Genomic DNA, 18,254 nt, shown 5'->3' with positions numbered 1-18,254 from the left:
GGGGTGTTTTGTGGATGGCAAAGAAGTACGTGTATTTGTTTGATGAGGTCAAAAATGCGAATTCGGAAGAATGGATTTTCAGGCTGGGCAACAAGGGCGCACAGCTCGCGGAAATGACTTCAATCGGACTGCCCGTGCCACCGGGATTCACCGTTTCAACCGAGGCCTGCAATGAATTCTATGATTCGGGCAAAAAATGGCCGGAAGGCCTTGAATCACAGGTAAAAGAATGCCTTGCCAAAACCGAAGCCAAAATCGGAAAAAAGTTCGGCGACCCGGAAAATCCATTGCTGTTTTCCGTGCGCTCCGGCTCTTACGTTTCAATGCCGGGAATGATGGACACTGTCCTCAACTTGGGTTTGAACGACGAAACCGTCAAGGGATTGGCGCACTCGACCAAAAATGAAAGGGGCGCGTATGACTCTTACAGGCGCTTCATACACATGTTCGGCGACGTTGTCATGGGAGTCCAGCATGAGCATTTCGAGGAAGCCATTCATGCGCTCAAGGCAGGGAAAGGCGTGAAGCTTGACACGGAACTTTCCGTCGAAGACCTCAAGGTTTTGGTTGAAGAGTACAAAGCAATCGTGCAGAAGCACGCGGGCAAAAGCTTTCCCAATGAAGCGTTCGAGCAGCTGAAAATGGGCATCAACGCCGTCTTTAGTTCATGGAACGTTCCGAGGGCTGTGTCATACAGGCGCATCAACAAGCTGAAAGAGGACGCCGGAACGGGCGTGAACGTGCAGGTAATGGTTTTCGGAAACATGGGAGAAGACTGCGGAACAGGCGTTTCCTTCACGCGCAATCCCGCAACCGGCGAGAAGGAGCATTACGGCGAATTTTTGATCAACGCGCAGGGCGAGGACGTCGTTGCGGGCATAAGGACGCCCCAGCCCGTCGACGAAATGAAAAAATCTCATCCAAAGGTTTACGCTGAACTGCTGAAGGTTTACGACATTCTTGAAAAGCATTACCGCGATTTGCAGGACTTCGAGTTTACCTTCGAGCATGAAAAGCTGTTCCTTTTGCAGACAAGAAGCGGAAAGCGCACCGCAAAGGCGGCGGTGAAAATTGCGGTCGACATGGAAAAGGAAAAGCTCATTGACAGGGAAACCGCGATCATGCGCGTCAAGCCGGAACAGCTCGACCAGCTATTGCACAAGCAGTTCGACGAAAAAGAGGCACAGAAGGCAAAAGCCATTGCCTCCGGCATAGCCGCCTCGCCGGGCGCGGCAGTCGGCCAGGTTGTTTTCACAGCGGAAAAGGCGAAGGCATTGCATGACGCGGACGCAAACAAAAAACTTATTCTCGTGCGCGTCGAGACAACGCCCGAAGACATTGAAGGAATGAACGTTGCGCAGGGCATTCTCACTGCGCGCGGCGGAAGCACCAGTCATGCTGCAGTCGTAGCGCGCGGCATGGGCAAATGCTGTGTTGCCGGAAGCAATGACATCCACGTTTCATACAAGGACAACAGGTTTTCGGTGAAGACCGCGGAAGGGGAAATTGCGGTCAAGGAAAACGACTGGGTTTCCCTGGACGGAAGCACTGGCAAGGTCTATCTCGGAAAACTGCCGCTTGTCGAGCCAAAGCTTTCAGGCGATTTTGGGACATTGATGGAATGGGCTGACGCGGTCAGAAAGCTTAAAGTGAGGACGAATGCGGATACGCCGCATGACTCCGATGTTGCGAGAAAGTTCGGCGCCGAAGGCATAGGCTTGTGCAGGACCGAGCACATGTTTTTCGAGGGCAGCCGCATCAAGGCAATGCGTGAAATGATTCTGGCGGAAACAACCGCGGAGAGGCGCAAGGCCTTGGACAAACTGCTTCCATTCCAGCGCGAGGACTTCAAGGGCATTTTCAAGGCAATGGATGGTCTGCCGGTAACGATAAGGCTGCTTGACCCGCCACTGCACGAATTCCTGCCCGAAGGCGAAAAGGAAATCGCGGAAATCGCGCAGAGCACGGGCGTAAGCGTGGAAAAAATCAAGGCGAAAATCGCGTCATTGCACGAAATAAATCCGATGCTCGGATTCAGGGGCTGCCGCCTCGGCATCGTCTTCCCTGAAATCAACGAAATGCAAGTTCGCGCAATAATCGAGGCAGCGGTCGAGGCAAAGGAAAAAGGCGTCGACGTCAGGCCCGAAATAATGATTCCGGTCCTGAACCATGTCAATGAAATGAAAAACATGGCGGCATTGGTGGACGCGACTGCCAAGCAGGTGCTGTCGGAAAAGAAAGCCGACCTTGATTTCTTGATTGGCGTGATGATGGAACTGCCGAGGGCATGCCTTACAGCGGATGACATCGCGGAGTACGCGGAATTTTTCTCTTTCGGCACAAACGATCTGACGCAGACGACCTGGGGCTATTCAAGGGACGATGCCGCAAAATTCATTCCGGCTTACATGGAAAAGAAAATCATAAAGCATGATCCATTCCAGGTGCTCGACCAGGAAGGCGTGGGCCAGCTAATCAGGACCGCGGTGCAGAAAGGCCGCTCGAAACGCGAAAACCTGAAAATCGGGATTTGCGGCGAACACGGCGGCGAGCCATCCAGCGTGGAATTCTGCCACACCATCGGGCTGAATTACGTGAGTTGCTCGCCTTACAGGGTTCCGATTGCAAGGCTGGCAGCTGCACAGGCGGCTTTGAAGGAAAAAAAGGCAAAATGATTTTATTGCAGAGGGCGGCGCATGGATTTCGTGGCTCGCGGCAACGCGTCCCGCGGCCTGCGCCCCGCCTTCAAGGCGCGTTCTATTCTCCCGCCCCGCGCCAATATTTCTTTGGCGTTGGGTGAGGCGCGCACAAGAATTCCCAAAACTTTTGTCCTGCAACGATCGGCAAACTCCAGTGCCTGGCGCGATTCTTCGGCCGCAGGAAACCTGTTGCGCTGGATGAGGTCTGCCTGAAGCGAAATTTTCCGCAGTACAGAGCCGGAAACATCCACAATCCTCGTTCCCGGCACCAAATACTTGGCGCCTTTGCGCAGCCGCCTTATTTCGGTTTCATGCCCGGCAATCAACGCATATTTGTCGACAAGGCGGAAAAAATCCAAGGCCGCCTCCCTTTTCGCTCTGTCGCCGCCGGCTATTGCCGCTTCGGCGTTGGCAAAAACCATGTTCCAGTCAACGGGCTTTTGAGGCTGCGGTTCCTGCTCAGACATGCGGGCAAGCGCGGAATCAAGAAGCTGGCGCACCAGGCCAGGGTCAAAAGCTTCATTCACCGGCATTGCATCATCTCACTTGAGCGCTCCAATCGCTTCCCTGAACCTTTCAACCGCCAACGCAAGCGTTTCATTCGTTGTAGCGTAGGAAAAGCGCACGCACTTGTCAGCGCCGAAAGACTTTCCGTTGACGCACGCCACTCCGGAACGCATGAAGAAAAGCTGGCAGTCCTCGGAGCCGTTGATTTTGAATTTCTGGCCGTTGAATTCGTAGCTTTTTCCGTAAATCTCGCTCACGTCCGGAAACAAATAGAACGCACCCTGCGGTTTCTGGTTTATTTTGAATGCATGCTTTCCTCCGACCATTATTTTCGACAATCCTGCAATGAAATTGTCACGCGCCTTCTCGTAATATTCAACCATTTCCTCTGTGCGCGCCTTTGCCGCGGCGCTTTTCAACCCAACGCAGCACGCGAACTGCGCAGGCATTGAAGTGCCTGAACTGATGTCAGCCTGCCTTTTGTTCATTCCGGAAATCAGGTCTTTCGGCCCGACTGCCCATCCTACACGGTAGCTTGGCGCGCAGAATTGCTTTGACATCGTGCCAATGATTACGGTGCGTTCAGCCATTCCTTCAAGCGAGGCAATGCTTGGAGCAACGCCCAGGCCGTCAAAAGTGAGCGACGTGTAACATTCGTCGGAAACCACGTCAAGGCTGTGCTTTTTACACACCACAGCTATTGCTTCAAGCTCTTCTTTCGAGTAAACCATGCCGGTCGGATTGGACGGCGAATTCAGGTACAATGCAACCTTTTTCCCGTGCGGCGCGTTTTTTATGGCTTGTTCAAGTGCGTGTGCGGAAATCTTCAGGCTGTCATCCGGCTCAACGACAACAACTTTTCCGCCGAAGCTTTCAATCTGCGTTGGAATGCTAACCCAATAAGGCGCGGGCACAAAAAAAACGTCTCCCTCATTCGTGATTGCGCCGAAAACATTGTAGAGCGCTTCCTTTCCTCCAACGGAAATTTGCACATTTTCAGCTGAATAAGAATTGCCGGCCTGCTTTGAAACCATTTCAGCGACAAGGCTTTTCAGTTCAGGATAGCCTGAAACAGGCTGGTAGGGCGTGAACTTTCCGCCTTCGCTGAGCGCGGCAATGACATCATCGGTCGGCTTGAAATGCGGCTGGCCGGCTGTAAGCACGACTATTTTGTAATCGGATTTGCTGTGCAGTGCCTGCAGTTCCTTTTCCGTCCTTGTTATCTGCTCCTTCACGCCCAAGGTTGCGGACGGAAGCCATTTCCTGGTGGTTTCGCTCAGTTCAAACGCCATGCTTTCACCGGATTAAAAAAAGCGGAGAAACTATTTTAACGCTTTTGTGGAAAAAAAATCAGCCGCGCAGGAATTCCATAGATGGACAGGCGACACACGGAACCTTTGGAAGAAAAAAAGAAAAGCCGGCTGTAAACCGGCTTAAAGTTTTGCCTAATTTAAACTGGCACGCATGTGCACGTACCATCCGCATTTACACTCGAACAGAAACCCAATTCTTGCTGTCCAGTAATACAAAGCTGCCTGTTAGCCGGTGCGGAGGACGCTATCTTTATTCTTGCGCCATTCAGTAATGTTAACCTTATTGTTTCCGGTGTTACAGACAAGGCGGTCTGTGGTGCCGTGAATGAAGTACCGCCACTTGTTTCCAGTTTTTGGGCGTTTACGCTGAAAACTCCGGTGGACCCCCCTGCATCTAATGAGACGCTCAATGCTGTCCGAGTTCCCTGAATATCCATTACCCTAAAATATATTCCTCTTCCTTGGTTTCCGGCAGTCATGGTCGTTGAGGCAGAAAAGGATGTAGATCCATTTGCATCTGGCGAATTTGTTATAAAGCTTTGAAAGTATGTCGGCTCAATGAACATCCTGGGAATCCCGTTTGCGGTTATTACCACTCTTTTGTCCCCTGTCGACCCGAAATAAACGGAGTTTCTCAGCTTTTGATTGGCAGCATAATAACCTGCGGCTCCCATGTGCCCTTGTATGCCGCTATCTGTGCCAAAGACGATGCCTGCGTAACCATCGTTTTTCGTGTTGGTTATTCTTAAGGGCGGGTATGTTTGGTCGGATTCTTTTATGTCAAGTTTGACTTCTGGGGCTGTTGTTCCGATTCCGATTCTGCCGGTTCTGTCAATGAATAATCTGTCTTTTTGCACCCAGAGGTCTCTTATTGAAAATGAGCCGGGGTAGATTGTTGAAGTGTCCTGCAACGGTTGTCCTGTTATGCCGTCGGCTTTTCCTGCTCCTAATGACCAGTACCTGTCACCGTCAAGAATGTTTACGCGTTCGTTGGCGCTGAGTGTCAGCAAACCCGTTTTTTCGTTTGCCTGTGTGCAGCCCGCAAAGACCAATGCGGCAAACAGTATTAGTGGAATAAAAATCGTCCTTGTTTTTTTCACTTTTCCGCCTCCAAAAAAAAAATCTTGGTTAATTTTATACGGTTAAAGGCATTCCGCATATTTATATTTATGGTTTCATAAATGCAATGGAGCGTCCGCATGCTGTTTTTCGGCAACTGGTGAAGATGTCCGCACGCAACTCAAGCATCAAAGCCTTTTGGCATTTCCCATGCATAGGCGAACGAACCGCTGCTTCAACCAAGCTTAGCTTGCCGGCTGGGCTGTCTTGCTCGGATAATTTATCATGTAATAGTCGGACAAGGCGTTGAGGTCAAGCGCTTCCGCGTTGTAGGACGAAACCTGCACTGCCTTGTTCTCGGAAACCCATGCAACCTTGCGGTAAGACAGGTAACTGCGCTGGAAGTAGCCGCCGAAACTCTGCTTGAAAGTTTCGGTTCCCTCTTTCGGGAAGGTCTTCAGGCCGTTGTAAACAAAATCGAGAGCGCGCTCGTGGCTTTCAAATTCAGCTATGAAAACCTCCGCCTTCAGGCCGTTGTTCTCGTAAACCGCTTTTCTTGCCGGGACCGGGAAAACGACGTCCGGCAAAACCGAAAGCTTGAAACCGCCGAGCTTCGGGGCAAACTGCTTTTCCTCGCTGGTCTCAGGGATGTTCTTGCAGAACGAGCCGGCGGTGCCTGAACCCTGGCAGTAATCGATTGTCGTTGCTATGCCGTCGGAGCAGTTGGCATCCGCAGTGCACCTCGGCGCCGCGGTGGTGGCAAGGATATTGAATTCAAGCTCCTTGACTGCTGTTTTTCCCGAAACAACGTCTCTTGCAGTCAGCTTCACTTTCTGCTTGCCTGCTTTTGAAAACCAATTCGTTGCGGATGGCTTGCCCTTGAACTCGTTCAACCCGAAGGCAATCGAGTAATCCAGGGCGTTGCCGGAAACGCTGACAGCGGACATTGCGACTGAAAAGTTCTGCCCGGCATTTGGCCGGAAAACATCCGATGAAACATAGTCTATGGCGGGAGGCAAAGCGAAATCAGAATGCTTGCACTCCGCTTCACAGCTGTTTGACTTCTCGCACCTGTCATCAGTGCCAGTGTTCTTGTCATTGCAGTCCAGATCCTTAACGCAGACAGGCTTGATGCACTCGTTGTTGCAGGCAATCTCGCCGCGCCTGCAGATGCCCTGCGCAGCAGAATTGCTTGGAAGCACTTCAAAGAGCGCGCTCCTGAACTGCTCCAGGTCGACTTTTTCCTTGTTCAGGGCCATTACTGCTACAGCGTTGTTGCCGGATACCCAGAAAACCTTTGAATAGGTGAAATAGCTTGCAGTGAAATAGCCGCCGTTTTCGTCGACAAAGGTTTTTTTCTGGAACGTGTCAAGGCTTTTTGAAGCAAAATCCAGTGCCAGGAAATGGTTTTTGAGCGGCAGGACAAGCACTTCAACCGACACGCCGCCTTTCGAGTAAACGGTTTTTGTTCCGCCTTCAATCCATTTCAGGCTTTCGGTTTTTGCCTTTGAAAAGCCCGCTATCGATGGAAGCGCTTTTTGCGAAGAATCAGCGTAAGTGTTCCTGCACAGTGCATCCCAGGTGCCTGCCTTCTCGCACTTGTCGACTGATCCGTCTATGCCGTCGTCGCAGTTCTCGTCAATCGCGCACAGGGAAGTTGCGGTTGCCGGCCGCACATTGATTTCGATTTCCTTGGAAACGTTCTCGTCCGCTTCAACGTCGTGGATTACCGCCTTGATTTTCTGCTTTCCTGAATCAAGGATTGTCGTCTTGATGGCGGCAACGTTTGAAAACGCCTTCTTGCCGGCAAACAGGGTATACTGCAACTGGTGGTTGTCAGGATTGGCTACTCCGACAAAAATGCTGATTGGGCCGTCAACCTTGGGCGAAAAATCGTCAACGGACAGCACGCTTACTTTTACCGGGTATCTTGAAGGCGTGTTTTCGCAGAAGGATTCGCATGACGCCGGTTTCCTGCACTTGTCAGTTGTAAGGCTTTCCCTGTCATTGCAGTCCTTGTCCTCCCTGCACGCAACATTCTTGCACGCGCCGTTGCACAAAAGCTGGTTGGGCCTGCAGGTCACCTCCTTGTTGGAGCATTTCGCATTGCATTTGCCCGCGCTGCTGCACGTGTCAGTGGTTTTGGCGTCATTGTCGTTGCATTCGCTGTTAGATGCGCACAACGGGACAACGCACTGGTTGCTGCACAAAACCTCGCCTTCCACGCACTTCGGCTTTGCCTGTCCCTGACCGGCGCTTTCACTGCACTTGAAGTCGTCCAGGGCGCACCTCGCGGTTTTAGTGCGCAAAATGCAGGCAACTTCCCTTGACTTCCTGTCAAGCAATGCCTCAAGCCTTTCGTCCTTGGATTTCGCCGAAACCAGGAAATAGTCCTTGATTTCCAGGTCAGGGCACTGCTTCAGGAGCTCCTTTTTGGACCCTTCAACCGTCAGCTTGTCAAGCGAATAGCCTGTTACCTGCGCATCGGGGTTCTGCGCGAGAAAAGACTGCACTTCAGGAATTGCCTTGAACGCCTCGATTGTCTTCTTGTCGACCGCGGCACAGCCAGCCAATGCAAGCAACGCAAGCAGCAGGACAAAAACAAGGCGTGCGTTCATAAAAAAGACCGTTCAATCAAAAAACGGCTCCGTTGTTTTTATACCTTTCTTTTCACGGCAAAGAACGCGAACTCGCGCAGTTTTCCCTTCGCCATGCTTTCAGGCAAAACCTTTTCGGCTTCCGCCCAGCTTTTTTCGACTATTCCGAGAGCCATTTTTGCCGCGTAGGCGAAAGAGCCGGCTTCATCCATTATTGCAATGGCCTCTGCAATATCCTTTTTGCCGGAACTGTGCTTTTCAAGAATTTCCGCCAGGCGCTTTGCCTTTTCCCTGGGCGCGTTTGCAAGGGCGTGGATCACAAGCAAAGTCTTCTTGCCTTCCTGGATGTCGTCGCCCACTTCCTTGCCCCACTCTCCGGACTCCGGCTTCAGGTTGAGAATGTCATCCTGTATCTGGAAGGCAACTCCAAGGCTTTCGCCGAACTTGCCCAAAGCTTCAACCTGCTTTTCGGAAGCGTTGCCGAGAATCGCGCCGAGCCTGGCTGAAAACCTTGCCAAAACACCCGTCTTGTAGGCGCACATCTGCAGGTAGTTCGCCTCTGAAACTTTCACTGACTGGTGCCTGTGCCAGTATATGTCCATGGCCTGGCCGATGGAAACGCGCATCATTTCCTCGGCAAACAAATCGTAAATTTTTTCCTTCTGGCCCGGAGAAAGCTTTTTGTTGCGGTACAAGAGCACGGCAGGCAAAAAGTACATTATGTTGGAATCGTTCAATGCTATGTCAAGACCGTATAAGAGATGCATGCAGGGCTTTCCCCTTCTTTCGGTTGAATTGTCCTCCAAATCATCGGCGACAATGGTGCCAGTGTGAATGAATTCGGGCATCGCCGTGAACTCGTAGAATTGTTCCGGTTTTCCGCCCACGGCTTCAAGGCTCCAGAGCATCAGGGTAGGGCGCCATCTTTTCCCGCCGCGGTCCAAAAAATCCCAAATCGGTTCCGAAACGGATTTTGTCAGTGTTTCATAATCACAGTCGTAGGCGCTTCTGCCCAGAAACCATTCGACCCAGGCTTTGCCGATTTTGCGCGGCAGAATTTTTTCAAGTTCCCGGTCGATTTTCGGCTTGTTCTGCTTCAATGCGTCTTCAACGGACATGCAAACAAAGATTGCGGCAAGTGTTTTAAATTGTTAACGCCCTGCAAGCAATTCATGGACAAGCGGCTGCGCGCATCATACTTCCTGGCATACGTTGCCTACGCGCTCTGCTATCTTTTCATCCCGTTGTTCGGAAAAGACCTGGGCCTCTCGCTGTTTGAAATCGGCCTGGCGGGCACGGCTTTCGGTTTGGGCAGTTTCCTTTCATACTACGCTTTCGGCAGGTGGTCGGACATCTCCGGCAGGCGCGATACGTTCATCAAGGCCGGCCTGCTTGCCAGTTCACTCGCATTCCTGGCGCAATTGTTCATTACAGACTTTTATTCAATGGCAGTCATCCGCTTTTTCGCCGGCCTTGCCGTCGGCATTTTCTCCTTTCCCCTCATGGCCGCGGCTTCAAGGCACGAAAAAGCCAGAAAATCTCTTTCAGGCATTTCGGCTTGGGGAAGTTTCGGCTGGTTTTTTGGTGGAATAATCTTCGCGTTCCTTGCCGGAAGCGGGCAGATTTTCACTGCAAGCGCTTTGTTCTTTTTCCTCGCGTTCATCGTTTCCCTGTTCCTGCCCGAAATCGGGTCGCAAAAAATGTCGGTGCCGAAATTTCCCAAACAGCTGTTGAAAAAAAACTGGCCCGTTTACCTCACATTCCTCGTTAGGCACACTTCCGCGAACTCGGTCTGGGTCGTCTATCCATTGTTTTTCAAAAGCCTCGGCGCAAGCAACTTCTGGCTCGGCATAATATGGGCGGTCAACCCCCTGACGCAGTTCATTCTCATGCACGCGATAGGCGGCTATGCGGAAAAGCATTCAACGGACAGCAGGAAACTCATCAAGGCGGGAACGATTGCAACCGCAATCGCTTTCCTCGCCCTCGGCTTCGTATCAGACTACTTCCACATCATCCCGATCCAGATGATAATCGCCGCGTCTTTCAGCCTGCTATTCGTGGGCTGCCTCATAAACTTATCCGAAAACAACGCGGAAAAGGCGACCGCGACCGGCCTGCTTGGAAGCATACAAAGCCTCGCTCTCATCATCGGCCCCCTGCTCGGCGGGGCGATAGCGCAGGCTTTCGGAATGCAAAGCGTTTTCCTGTTCGCGGCGGCAGGCTCGGTTGTTTCACTTGTAATAGCGGAAAAAATCAGCCCTGAAATCAAAACGGGTTAATGCCCAAAAATGCGGTGTCGCTGAGGTAATCTACGACCGCCAGCAAAACCTTTCCGGTTTCCGGCGCATAATCCAAGACCAGGAAATTGTGTTCCTTGAAGTCGAATACTGTCGGGTCGCCTTTGTGCTTCATCACAAAAGTGCCGACAAGCGCTTCACGAAGTTCGGAATAAGCGCGCCGGACGTCGGACCGCAGTTTCTCAAAGTTTTCCCTGCCGGAAAGGCCGAATCCTTTCCGTTTCATTTTGTCCTCGAAGGCCTTGCCATACAATGAAACGCCCGAAAGGCTTCCGCCGGAATTAGACAAAACGTTGTCCACCGTGGGCGCGTGAAAAACCCTTTCAACAAGCCTGAAATTCGGCCTGTCGACGCCGAGAATGTGGGTTGGCTGCAAAACCGCAAACTTCAAATCGCCGGTTTTCCCGACGCTGTTGCAGAACTCCGCCGCGGCAAGATAAGCCGTCAGATGCGATTGGCCGTAAAAGCTCCTGACCCTTCCGGGCAATGGCGGGGCAAGCGAAACCGCCATGGGCTCGTGTTTTCTTTCGCCGGTCTGGTCGAACCACGCCTTTGGCAGTTCACGGGGATCATTGCTCCTGCTTCTTGTCGTGGAACGCCTTTTTCCCTTGTCATAATCGCACCAGAACGCCTTGAGCCGTTCCTCCGGGACACGCCTTTCACGCAAAATTCTCAGCGGCATCATTTCACAAAAAAGTATAGGTTCAGCCGCGTAAATAATTCTTTACCTCTTCATTCATCAGTTCAAGAAACCTTTCCTTTTCGTTTTCCCCGATCTTGCAGCCTGCCGCAATCGCATGCCCCCCTCCTTCGGCAATGCCCCCCAATTTGTCGCAGACGCTTCGCAAAGCCTTTCCGAGATGCAGGCCTTTTCTCACCAGGTCTTTGGTTGCGCGCGCGCTCACCTTGATTGTGCCGTCGTCATACCTTGCCATCGCGATTATCGGCCTGTCTGTGCCGATGATTCCGCTTGAATAAAGCATGCCTGCAACGATGCCGACAATCGAGTCCCTGATTTTTTCGCCCGCGTCAAAAAAATAAAACGATTCGAATTCCTGCAGACCGTTTCCGGAAACAAGCTCGATTCCTTGCGCGAGTTGCCTGCGGTGCTCGGCAAGCAATGCAAGCGCATTGCCATACGCTTCTTCACGGTTCCCGAGGCAGACGGCCAGGCCAAGATCGGGTTCGCCGTGCCTTCCGACTGCGTTCAGCAATGTCGAAAATTCTTTTGCGTCGCGCAGAGGGCTTTTTCTGCCTTCATGCAAAAGCGTGTAGACTTCGCCGAACAATTCCTGGATCTTCCACTCGGGAACATTGAAGGAATTCATGTGCAATACAAGCGCTGTTGAAAGCCTTTTCTTTTCCTCAATGGCCAAATCCTCATAGCTCCTGAAAGCATTGTGTTCATCCGACAGGGTGATGCCCGCGCCGTGCAGGAACGACTTGCAGTTCTCCTCGCGCGCAGTGAGGTCGGGCAACACGGGCGAGGTTGAAAACAACAGCATCTGCACCAGGGGCCTTGAAATCCTTCCGTACAGGCGCAAATCGTTTTTCACTCCAAGAACGCCTGCTTCGACCGCATCCTTCAAAACGATTTCCGAATTCAGGCCGACAAGCTTTCCGGATGCGAGGTCCTGCATGTCTCCCACAGCCCCGACAACAGCCAATGCCGCCAAATCATTGTTGTTTGCATCAAGCGTTTTCGCAAAAATGTACGCCATGCCCGCCCCCGACAGCTCGTTTCCGCCGTCAAAGCCGAAAAGCAGGGGGTTTGCATGGAATGCGTGTTCGACAATCCTGCCGCTTTCGTCTTCCTGCGGCGCATGATGGTCCAAAACTAGAAAATTTTCCGGAAAATGTTTTTTCAAATCCGAGAGCTGGCCGGAACCGAAGTCGACAAAGACAAAGTTTTCGCCCAATGCGAGGAGCATTTCAAAGTCTTCCCTGTACAACTGCTTTATCGCCTTGTGCTTCACTGCAATGCCTTTGCGCAGCAGGGCCTGCACAGCAATCGAGCCTGCTGAAATCCCGTCGGCGTCATGGTGGTGCACTACAACGCATTCCTTCCACTTTTTCACTTCCACGGACATTGCCGAAAGGCGCGACTGCATCGCATTGAAATCGCGCGCGGGCGGGCTGTGCACCTGGGTCAAGGCATTATCATTGGCGTTTCCAGGCATGAAAACATTCCTGCAAAGGCGTTATTTTAATGGTTTGGCGGGCGGGCTGCCGGTGAAAGAAAAGCGTTTTAGGAAGAATAGGTTTTCAAAACCTTTCCCGCACAATTGCCTCGGTTTGAATGGCGTTGAAGGACTTTTTTTCAGGCCTGTTCAGGGGCAGGGCGGGGGAAACTCCTGCAGAAAAGAAAGTTTCGCTGAAAGCAGGGGACGTTGCTGAATTCCTTGAAAGCGAAACCGCGCCGCGCAAAGAAGAACTGCAAAAAAGAGTCGCCATGCGTTTCGCGGAGATAAAGCACCTGCTCAGGGCCATTGAATCGGGCGTCGAGGGCGCAAAGTCTGTTTCACTCGAGGAAAAACAGAACGAACAGCTCAAAAAAATCGTTTCGACGAGCAGCAGGCTCGCAATGGCAAAAATCGGGAGCCTCGCCAAAAGGCTTGAGCCGCCCAAAATCTATTCCATGGAGGAAGCCGCGGCATACTCGCGCGAATCATTCAGCCTTGTGAACCGGGAGATTTTTTCGGCGGGCAAGAACATAGCGTATTCGACTGTTTACCTGAAGGACGAGCTCAAGGAAATCGGCTCGCACGTCGCGGAACTGCAGGACATTTTTTCAGGCCTGAACGCGGAGTTCGCTAAAAATGAAAACGTTTTTCTGGCTGGAAGCGCGAAAAAAGCCGTTGAAGACCTGCTCTCGGCCGAACAAAGCCACAGGGAAAGCATTGCGCAGCAGCAGAAGCTTATGATTGAACTGAAGGAAATCGAGGACTCGCACTCCGAAAACCTCGCGAAAGTGAATGCCCTGCAAAAGTCGGAGGAGTTCTCCGCCCTGGCATCAGTGAGGGAAAAGAAAGCGGAGCTCGAAGCGGGAATGGAAGCGCTCAAAGAAAAGGCTACGGCAAAAATTCTTTCCGCTGAAAAGCCTTTGCGCAAATTCACAAAGCTCGCGAAGGCAAAGCATTTGCTTGCGGGCGAAATGCTTGAACTCGCGGAAATGTACGTGGCCAGGCCCTTCAATGCCTTGCAGCGCGACCCGAAAGGCGAGCACCTCAAAAAAATAGCCGCACAGGCAAGGAAATCCATAGAAGAGGGAAGCATTTCGTTCAAGGCCGAAGCGGAAAAGGAGAAGAGGCTGCTTGAACTGAGGCAGCTTGAAGCATTCGATTTTTTCGAAAACATTTTCTGGGAAATGAACAGGCTGAAAGTCGGGCTTGCAGCCGCGGAAAAGCAGTTGAACGACAGCGAAACAGCCAGGGAAATGGCTTACGCCGAAAGAAAGGCCTCAGACCACGAAAAGGACATCGCCAAAACCACCAATGGACTGGCCCAGCTCAAGTCAGAGCAGTTCAGGCTCAAATCATCGGTTGAGCAAAAGCGTGAAAGCCTTCAGGCGATTGCCAAAAAAATCAGCGGAAAGGAAGTCGTCATTTCCTCCGACTAGCGCCTTTTTCTTTTTTCCGCAAAAACAATTCTTGCATGCAGACAATCGCGCTGACGGGCGGCATAGCGTGCGGCAAGTCGACCGTACTCAAAATCCTGCAACGCAGGGGCTTTGAAACCGTTGACTGCGACGAAATAGTCGCGCAGCTGCACAAAAAGCCGGAAGTCAAAAAGCGCGTGAAAAAAGAGTTCGGCTCGAATGACAGGAAAAAGCTGGCCGAAAAAATCTTTTCCGACGCAAAGGCGAGGGAAAGGCTTGAACGCATACTCCACCCGCTCGTGCTCAGGGAACTGCTCAAAAAATTTTCCGCCCTGGAACGCAGGAAATGCGCCATAATCTTTGTCGACGTTCCACTGCTTTTCGAGGCAAGGCTTGAAAACTGCTTCTCCAAAAGCGTTGCGGTCTACTGCAGGCAAACCCAGCAGGTCGCGAGGCTGGAAAAAAAAGGCCTGACGGAAAAGCAGGCCCTCCAGCGCGTCAGGGCGCAGATGCCGCTTTCACAGAAGGTTAAAAAGGCGGATTTCAGCATAAATAATGCGGGCGCGGAAAAAAGCCTGGAAGCCGGGGTGCGCAGATTCCTTGAAAAGGCGGGAATAAAAAATGTCTGAAAAAACCGCGGTCTATCCCGGAACCTTTGATCCGATAACACTCGGGCACCTTGATGTCATAAAACGCGGCCTCAAGATTTTCGACAAAATAATCGTTGCAGTGACCGACAACCCGAACAAGAAACCGCTTTTTTCGGTCCAGGAAAGAAAGGAAATGATTCAGAACGCGGCGAAAGGCCTGGACATAGAAGTCGATTCCTTCAAAGGCCTGCTCGTAGACTATGTGAGGGCAAAAAAATGCTCTGTAATACTGAGGGGAATGCGCGAACTCTCGGATTTCGAATTCGAATTCCAGCAGGCGACAGTGAACAGGCAGCTGTCGCCGCAGACCGAAACGGTTTTCATTGTCACAAGCGCGGAATACTTTTACCTGAGCTCAAGCACCGTCAAGGAAATCGCCAAACTCAAGGGCAGCGTTTCAGGCTTCGTGCCGGAAGGCGTTGAAAAAAGGCTCAAGAAAAAACTGGCATGAACTGCATGCCACGTCAACTGACGAAAAAAGCGTCTGCCTTGCAATTTCCATTGCTTAAAAAGCATTTTCTACGGCTTTCATTTGTATGCCCGTTGAAAAGCAGACAAAGCTATCGGAAAGCGCCGCGGATGCGGAAACCGCGAAAAAAGCGGAAACTGCCCCGCCAAACACCGGACAGGAAAACGCGGACCCAATGGAAAAACTCGAGCTGAGGCTTTTCCGCATGCTGCTTGAAAAATACGCGGACATCATCAACGAAAGGGAAAAGCGCACAATCGGCGAAATCAAGTCCATGGTTTCAGGCGATGACCTGACAATCCAGTCCGCGCTCGAACAGATAAAGCCCGAAGGCTTCGAATTCGAAAAAAATTACGCCGAAGCCGCGAAAAAGGCGTTCGCATTCGTGTGCAGCGAAATAAGATTTGTCAGTCCAAAGCTGAGCCTCAACTACTGGCTGACCCCCGCGGAAATAATGTCTGAAAGGCTCGGCGACGACGAGGACCTCGCAGTGTTCCTGTGTTCGCTGCTTGCAGGCCTGGGCGACGAAAAAGCCGAAGTCGTAATCGCGGAACTGGACAACCTTGAAACGCATGCGTTCGCCATAACCGAAATCAGCGGAAAATTCTTTTTGTTCGACCCGAGCCAGAAACACGAATTCGAAAAATTTTCCGGCGAAAAGGAAAAGGTTTTGGCGGAATACTCGTGCAACGGGGCCAAAATAAAGGGCTTCCTGTACAAGTTCAACAGCAAGAATTATGAGCAGTTCATTTGACGGCCGCCGCCCCGGAAGTTTTCCGCTTCCATCCGAGCGCCTTTCTTGCAGCCTGCCCCGGATTCAAGCCCTGGCCGAGATAAAAGTCAAAGAGCTGGTGCAGCGAAGGGTCGGCCATAAGACCGTCATATTCCTTGCGATGCAGGTCATAAAGCGTTCTAAAAGCTGATATCAATTCCACTGGCGGTTCCCGCAGGTCATAACCCTGCAGGAGCGGCCTGTTTTCCTGAGCCGCGTCTGCCAGTATGCGGCGCCTTCCAAAACCGACAGCCCCAACACCCTTGGGGCGCCTCACCGGCCTTGGCGCATTCCTGGAAGGCCTCTTTCGCATAAAAAAATAACCGCGCTGAAGTTAATAAACGCGCCCATCCGGACCTTGCGCGGCATTCCCTCATCAGATAAATCCAAAAAAAAAATCGAAGGGCGTTGTCGCTTAAAACAATTTCGCTTTCTTTGTCTGTCATGCCCAAGGAAAAGTCTGCCGGCGCCGTGGTTTTCAGGAAAGGCGCGAAAGGCGAAACACTGTTCCTGCTCCTGCATTACATCAAGGGCCACTGGGATTTCCCAAAAGGCCATGTCGAGGCAAACGAAACCGAGGAGCAGACCATCCGGCGCGAAGTCATGGAAGAAACCGGCATTTCGGACATTGAATTCGTGCCCGGCTTCAGGGAAAACATTTCCTATTACCATACGCAGGCAGGCGCCACGTATTTCAAGGAAGTTTCCTTCGATTTGGCTGAAACAAAAAGCGTTGAAGTCAAATTGTCACACGAGCACAAGGGCTTTGAATGGCTTGCGTTCAAGGACTGCCTTGCCAGGATTTCCTTCGCAAATTCGAAGCGCGTGCTCGAAAAGGCCGCCGCCAGCCTGAAACAATTAGGTATTTAACCTTTTTTTCGGCAAAAATCGTAATTCTTAAATCAAGGCTCACCGATTTTCATGCCATTAGACCAGAAAATATTCAAGGCATACGACATAAGAGGCGTTTATCCCAGGGAACTGGATGAAAAGGCCGCGAGAACAATTGGCAGGGCAATAGTTTCACACCTCAGGCCGGTCAACGTTGCCATTGCCAGGGACGCACGCCTCGGCTCCGAAAGCCTTTCAAGGGCGCTCATAAAAGGCATCCTCGAGCAGGGCGCCAATGTTTCGGACATAGGCCTTGTAAGCACGGATGTCCTCTACTTCGCCGTCGGCCATTACGGATATGACGCGGGCGTGATGGTAACTGCATCGCACAACCCGAAGGAATTCAACGGCTTCAAGATCTGCAGGGAAAAGGCCATTCCGTTGAGTTCCGACACAGGCCTCTGCGAAATAAGGCGCATCTGCCTTGAAGAAGACTACCAGGACCCGATTGAAAAAGGCGAGCGCGTGGAAAAAAACGTTCTCCCGGATTATCTCACAAAAATATTTTCATTCATTGAAACGCCGAAAATGAAGCCGCTCACGGTTGTTGTGGACGCCGGCAACGGCATGGGCGGAAAAATCTTCGCGGAAATCGCGAAAAGGCTGCCCATAAAGCTGATTCCGCTTTACTTCGAGCCGGACGGCAGTTTTCCCAACCACGCGCCCTCGCCGATTGAGCCGCAGAACATAATGGAATTGCAGAAAAACGTGGTCGACTACAAGGCTGATTTGGGCATGGCGTTCGACGGCGACGCCGACAGGGTTTTCTTCGTGGACGAAAAGGGAAACGCCGTTCCCTCATCGGGCATTTCGGCGTTGCTGTGCGAGGCAATCCTCAAAAAGCACCCCAAGTCGAAAATCCTTTACAACACGCCCATGTCGAAGGCCGTGCCGGAAACCATTGAGGCGAACGGCGGCTCCGCCATAAGGACCGTGACCGGCCACGCATTCATCAAGGCGAAAATGCGCGAGGAAAACGCCGTGTTCGGATGCGAGCACTCGGGCCACTACTATTACAAGGACAATTTTTTCGCGGACTCCGGAATGATAACCGCCTTGCTGGCGATGGAAGCGGTTTCACTGCAGAACAGGCCGCTCTCGGAGTGCCTGAAAAAATTCGGAAAATACTTTGATTCCGGGGAAAAGAATTTCCACGTCAACGACAAGGAAAAGGTGCTTGCAATGCTCCGAGAAAGGTTTTCCGGCGGAAAGGAGGATAACGTTGACGGCATGACAATCGATTTCGGGTCATGGTGGTTCAATGCGAGGCCCTCGAACACGGAGCCGTTCCTGCGCCTGAACGTCGAAGCCGAATCCAAAAGCCTGCTGGACGAAAAGCTCGCGGAACTCGCATCCGCCATCGCCAATGGCAAGGCTTAGGCCGCAAACATCCGGCGGA

General features: G+C 51.9%; 16 protein-coding genes. 7 read left to right on the top strand and 9 right to left on the bottom strand.

The features are described from left to right. Positions 1-14: 14 nt before the first annotated feature. Positions 15-2,675 carry a pyruvate, phosphate dikinase gene (locus HY394_00535; GenBank protein MBI4052506.1) on the top strand — a complete coding sequence of 887 codons (2,661 nt, stop codon included), beginning with the start codon at positions 15-17 and terminating at the stop codon, positions 2,673-2,675. A gap of 2 nt (positions 2,676-2,677) precedes the next feature. Here the strand turns inward: HY394_00535 and HY394_00530 are convergent, their stop codons facing one another. The 5 genes from HY394_00530 to HY394_00510 form a co-directional block, all read right to left on the bottom strand. Then, entirely contained in the window at positions 2,678-3,232 is a 555-nt protein-coding gene (locus HY394_00530) for a hypothetical protein (GenBank protein ID MBI4052505.1), read from the bottom strand. Between the two features lie 9 nt (positions 3,233-3,241). After that, positions 3,242-4,498 (bottom strand): aminotransferase class I/II-fold pyridoxal phosphate-dependent enzyme, encoded by a 1,257-nt coding sequence (locus HY394_00525; protein MBI4052504.1) that lies wholly within the window; start codon positions 4,496-4,498, stop codon positions 3,242-3,244. A 158-nt stretch (positions 4,499-4,656) separates the two neighbouring features. Further along, complete coding sequence (locus HY394_00520; GenBank protein MBI4052503.1) at positions 4,657-5,619, bottom strand: hypothetical protein; 963 nt, start codon at positions 5,617-5,619, stop codon at positions 4,657-4,659. 204 nt (positions 5,620-5,823) lie between these two features. Next, complete coding sequence (locus HY394_00515) at positions 5,824-8,196, bottom strand: hypothetical protein (GenBank protein ID MBI4052502.1); 2,373 nt, start codon at positions 8,194-8,196, stop codon at positions 5,824-5,826. Positions 8,197-8,234: 38 nt separating this feature from the next. After that, on the bottom strand, positions 8,235-9,293 hold the full coding sequence (locus tag HY394_00510; GenBank protein MBI4052501.1) for a polyprenyl synthetase family protein: 1,059 nt from the start codon (positions 9,291-9,293) through the stop codon (positions 8,235-8,237). A 54-nt stretch (positions 9,294-9,347) separates the two neighbouring features. Here HY394_00510 and HY394_00505 point away from each other — a divergent pair, with 54 nt between their 5' ends. Then, complete coding sequence (locus HY394_00505) at positions 9,348-10,457, top strand: MFS transporter (protein MBI4052500.1); 1,110 nt, start codon at positions 9,348-9,350, stop codon at positions 10,455-10,457. Here the strand turns inward: HY394_00505 and HY394_00500 are convergent. Next, positions 10,444-11,160: a hypothetical protein gene (locus HY394_00500; protein MBI4052499.1), complete on the bottom strand. Its 717-nt coding sequence runs from the start codon at positions 11,158-11,160 to the stop codon at positions 10,444-10,446. The two genes, HY394_00505 and HY394_00500, sit on opposite strands and share 14 nt — an antisense overlap. 19 nt (positions 11,161-11,179) lie before the next feature. Continuing rightward, positions 11,180-12,655, bottom strand: a complete 1,476-nt coding sequence (locus tag HY394_00495; GenBank protein ID MBI4052498.1) for a DHH family phosphoesterase — start codon at positions 12,653-12,655, stop codon at positions 11,180-11,182. Between the two features lie 119 nt (positions 12,656-12,774). Here HY394_00495 and HY394_00490 point away from each other — a divergent pair, with 119 nt between their 5' ends. From HY394_00490 to coaD, 3 genes are read left to right on the top strand one after another with little or no spacing between them, the layout of a single operon-like run. Next, positions 12,775-14,094: a hypothetical protein gene (locus tag HY394_00490; protein ID MBI4052497.1), complete on the top strand. Its 1,320-nt coding sequence runs from the start codon at positions 12,775-12,777 to the stop codon at positions 14,092-14,094. A gap of 35 nt (positions 14,095-14,129) precedes the next feature. Then, on the top strand, positions 14,130-14,702 hold the full coding sequence (locus HY394_00485) for a dephospho-CoA kinase (GenBank protein ID MBI4052496.1): 573 nt from the start codon (positions 14,130-14,132) through the stop codon (positions 14,700-14,702). Then, complete coding sequence (gene coaD / locus HY394_00480) at positions 14,695-15,174, top strand: pantetheine-phosphate adenylyltransferase (GenBank protein ID MBI4052495.1); 480 nt, start codon at positions 14,695-14,697, stop codon at positions 15,172-15,174. Before HY394_00485 ends, coaD begins: the two co-directional genes overlap by 8 nt. 447 nt (positions 15,175-15,621) lie before the next feature. On the opposite strand, the gene HY394_00475 is transcribed toward coaD, so the two are convergent. Together HY394_00475 and HY394_00470 are read right to left on the bottom strand one after the other, a co-directional pair. Next, positions 15,622-15,924: an hAT transposon family protein gene (locus tag HY394_00475; GenBank protein ID MBI4052494.1), complete on the bottom strand. Its 303-nt coding sequence runs from the start codon at positions 15,922-15,924 to the stop codon at positions 15,622-15,624. A gap of 14 nt (positions 15,925-15,938) precedes the next feature. Continuing rightward, positions 15,939-16,277 carry a hypothetical protein gene (locus HY394_00470; GenBank protein ID MBI4052493.1) on the bottom strand — a complete coding sequence of 113 codons (339 nt, stop codon included), beginning with the start codon at positions 16,275-16,277 and terminating at the stop codon, positions 15,939-15,941. 131 nt (positions 16,278-16,408) lie between these two features. Between HY394_00470 and HY394_00465 the strand changes: the two genes are divergently transcribed. Both HY394_00465 and HY394_00460 read left to right on the top strand, forming a co-directional pair. Continuing rightward, on the top strand, positions 16,409-16,834 hold the full coding sequence (locus tag HY394_00465) for an NUDIX domain-containing protein (GenBank protein MBI4052492.1): 426 nt from the start codon (positions 16,409-16,411) through the stop codon (positions 16,832-16,834). A 51-nt stretch (positions 16,835-16,885) separates the two neighbouring features. Further along, on the top strand, positions 16,886-18,235 hold the full coding sequence (locus HY394_00460) for a phosphomannomutase/phosphoglucomutase (protein ID MBI4052491.1): 1,350 nt from the start codon (positions 16,886-16,888) through the stop codon (positions 18,233-18,235). Positions 18,236-18,254 lie beyond the last annotated feature (19 nt).

This window comes from Candidatus Diapherotrites archaeon (genome assembly GCA_016205145.1).
Classification (GTDB): Archaea; Iainarchaeota; Iainarchaeia; order Iainarchaeales; family JACQJH01; genus JACQJH01.
Note: the sequence above shows the minus strand (reverse complement) of the source record. Positions and strands in the feature narration are given on the sequence as shown.